At 64.2% G+C, this 2,927-nt stretch carries 3 protein-coding genes; all 3 read right to left on the bottom strand.

Annotation, left to right across the window (positions count from 1 at the left end):
• On the bottom strand, positions 1-923 hold a 923-nt coding region (gene mgrA / locus EOA38_RS32385; protein WP_127301139.1), incomplete at its 3' end, for an L-glyceraldehyde 3-phosphate reductase.
• A gap of 112 nt (positions 924-1,035) precedes the next feature.
• Positions 1,036-2,178 carry a Gfo/Idh/MocA family oxidoreductase gene (locus EOA38_RS32380; RefSeq protein ID WP_126091898.1) on the bottom strand — a complete coding sequence of 381 codons (1,143 nt, stop codon included), beginning with the start codon at positions 2,176-2,178 and terminating at the stop codon, positions 1,036-1,038.
• Between the two features lie 12 nt (positions 2,179-2,190).
• Positions 2,191-2,927, bottom strand: a 737-nt coding sequence (locus EOA38_RS32375) for a sugar phosphate isomerase/epimerase (protein ID WP_145966174.1), incomplete at its 5' end; no start/stop codon positions are given.

Genomic DNA, 2,927 nt, shown 5'->3' with positions numbered 1-2,927 from the left:
ACGCAATCCTCGACCTGCTCCGGCCGGCTGGCCCCGATCAGTGCCGTCGTCACGCGGCCCTTGCGCAGCACCCAGGCCAGCGCCATCTGCGCCAGCGTCTGCCCGCGTCGGCCGGCGATGGCGTTGAGCGCCTTGATGTTGGCGATCGACTTGTCGTTGATGAAGGCCGGCCTGAGCGACTTGCCCTGGGATGCACGGCTGCCCTCGGGGATGCCGCCGAGATATTTATCGGTCAGCATGCCCTGTGCCAGCGGTGAGAACACGATCGAGCCGATGCCCAAGCCCTCCAGCGTGTCGAGCAGCCCGTCCTCCTCGACCCAGCGGTTGAGCATGGAATAGCTCGGCTGGTGGATGAGGCAGGGCGTGCCGAGCTGCCTCAGGATGTCGGCCGCCTCTCGCGTGCGCTGCGAGTTGTAGGAGGAGATGCCGGCATAGAGCGCCTTGCCTGAGCGCACGGCATGGTCGAGCGCGCCCATCGTCTCTTCCAGCGGCGTCTCGGGATCGAAGCGGTGCGAATAGAAGATGTCGACATAGTCGAGCCCCATCCGCTTCAGGCTCTGGTCGAGGCTGGCCAGCACATATTTGCGGCTGCCCCACTCGCCATAGGGACCCGCCCACATCTCGTAACCCGCCTTTGTCGAGATGATCAGCTCGTCGCGATAGGCGGCGAAATCGCTGCGCAGGATTTCGCCGAAGGCGGTCTCGGCCGAACCTGGCGGCGGGCCGTAATTGTTGGCGAGGTCGAAATGCGTGATGCCGAGGTCGAAGGCCTTGCGCACGATCGCCTGCTTGGTCCTGTGCGGCGTGTCGTTGCCGAAATTGTGCCACAGGCCGAGCGAGATGGCCGGCAGCTTGAGGCCGGACCGTCCGCAACGGTTGTAGATCATCTTCTCGTAGCGGTTCTCGGCGGCGACATAGGGCATGGGGAATCCTCGGGATCGAAGCGGCGCGGCGATCGCCGCCAACGTGAATTGAATCGATGCTTGCCCCAACCCTTACCCTCTCCCGGCCGAAACGGGGAGAGGGTATCGCCACCTACTTTTTCTTTGCCAGCAGCGCCTTCGCCTCCTTGATGCCGAGCGCCGCCGGCCGCTCGCAGGTCGTCTGCATGGCGACGAACTTGCCGCTTTCGCCCGAGCGCAGGATGCCGGTCATGACATCGACGGCGTGCAGCGCCAATTCCATCGAGCAGCGGTGCGGCCGCCCTTCGGCGATTGCGATCGCCATGTCGGCGAGGCCGGCGGTGCGGTAGTTGGCCATCATGCCTTGGCCGTGCATCTCGTTGGGCACGCCGAAGGGATGATCCCACTTCGGCAGCTTCTTCACCGGCTTGGTGGCGTCGGTGAAGCGGACCTCGCCGCCGAAGAAATTCGGGTCCGGCACGAAGACGGTGCCCGCCTCGCCATAGAGCTCCATCGGCGCATGGCCGTGGCTCCAGACGTCCCAACTGGTGTTGAGCGTCACCACGGCGCCGTTTTCGAATTCCAGCAGCGCATGGATGGTGGTCGGCGTATTCACCGGGATCTTCTCGCCCGCGCGCGGCTTGGAGCTGATGGTGCGCTCCTTGGCCGGCATCGACGCGAAGGCCGCGACTTGGCTGACCGGCCCGATCAGCTGGATCAGGTTGGTGACGTAGTACGGACCGATGTCGAGCACCGGGCCGGCGCCCGGCTGGAAGAAGAAGTCGGGGTTGGGGTGCCAGTGCTCCATGCCGTGGCCCATGACATGGCAGGTGCCGCTGGTGATCTTGCCGAGCTTGCCGCTGTCGATCAGCTCGCGCACCAGCTGATGCGCGCCGCCGAAGAAAGTGTCCGGCGCCGAACCGATGCGCAGGCCCTTCTTCTCGGCCCGCTTCTTCAGGTCGAGCCCTTCCTTGATGGAAAGCACGAAGGGCTTTTCCGAATAGACGTGCTTGCCGGCGTCGAGCACCCGCTTCGACACGTCATAGTGCACTGCTGGAATCGTGAGGTTGACGACGATATCGATGTCGTCGGCTTCGAGCAGTTCGTCGACCGTTTGCGCGCGCAGCTTGAACTCTTTCGCCCGCGCCTTTGCGGCGTCCATGTTGATGTCCGCACAGGCCCTCATCTCGATGCCGCGAAACAGCGGCGCCAGCGAGAAATACGCCTTCGAGATGTTGCCGCAGCCGATGACGCCTACGCCAAGTTTGCTTGCCATTTTTATTTGCTCCTACCAGCTCTTGGCTGCCGCGATCGAGCGACGGGCAAAGCGCTCGATGTCGTTGGGGTTATCCTGTTCCATGACGAAATACTGCGCCGCGCTTCCAGCGCGCAACGCCTTGATCAGGCCGGGCCAGTCGATGGTGCCGTGGCCGACATCCGACCAGCCGTCCTCGTCCAGCCCCTCGCCGGGCTTCGCCATGTCCTTGACGTGGACGGCATTGATGCGACTGCCTTGCTTCTCGATCCAGGGCAGCGGATCGGCGCCGCCGCGCACCACCCAGGCGACGTCCATCTCCCAGCCGATATCGGGCGCGGCCGACAGGATATGATCCTGCGGCAGCGAACCGTCGGCGAGCGCCTTGAATTCGAAATCGTGGTTGTGCCAGGCAAAGCCGTAGCCGCCCTTCTTCGCGGCCTCGCCCACCTTGGCGAGACGCTCGCCGAACCCTCGCCAGCCGGCGGCATCGCCCGGGCGCTGATCGGGCATCAGGTAGGGGCAGATCAGCAGCGATACGCCAAGTGTGTCGGCTATTTTGCGCACGCCGTCGAAATCCTTCTCCAGCGCATCGATCGAGAAATGCCCGGTCGGCATGGCAAGCCCGTTCTTGTCGAGCTCGGCACGGAACGCCTTCGGATCGTCATAGACGCCGCCGAAGCCTTCGACTTGCCTGTAGCCGAGCTCGCCGAGCATTTTCAGCACGCCCTCCCATGGCTGGAAATTGCGGGCGCTATAAAGTTGAAATG

Origin of the sequence: Mesorhizobium sp. M1E.F.Ca.ET.041.01.1.1 (assembly GCF_003997355.1) — a bacterium.
In the GTDB taxonomy this organism is placed as follows: domain Bacteria; phylum Pseudomonadota; class Alphaproteobacteria; order Rhizobiales; family Rhizobiaceae; genus Mesorhizobium.
This window is presented reverse-complemented; position numbering and strand designations above follow the sequence as displayed.

What these genes read in the sequence shown, in the direction of transcription:
- EOA38_RS32380 (WP_126091898.1), bottom strand. Translation starts at nt 2,178, where the DNA reads ATGGCAAGCAAACTTGGCGTAGGCGTCATCGGCTGCGGCAACATCTCG.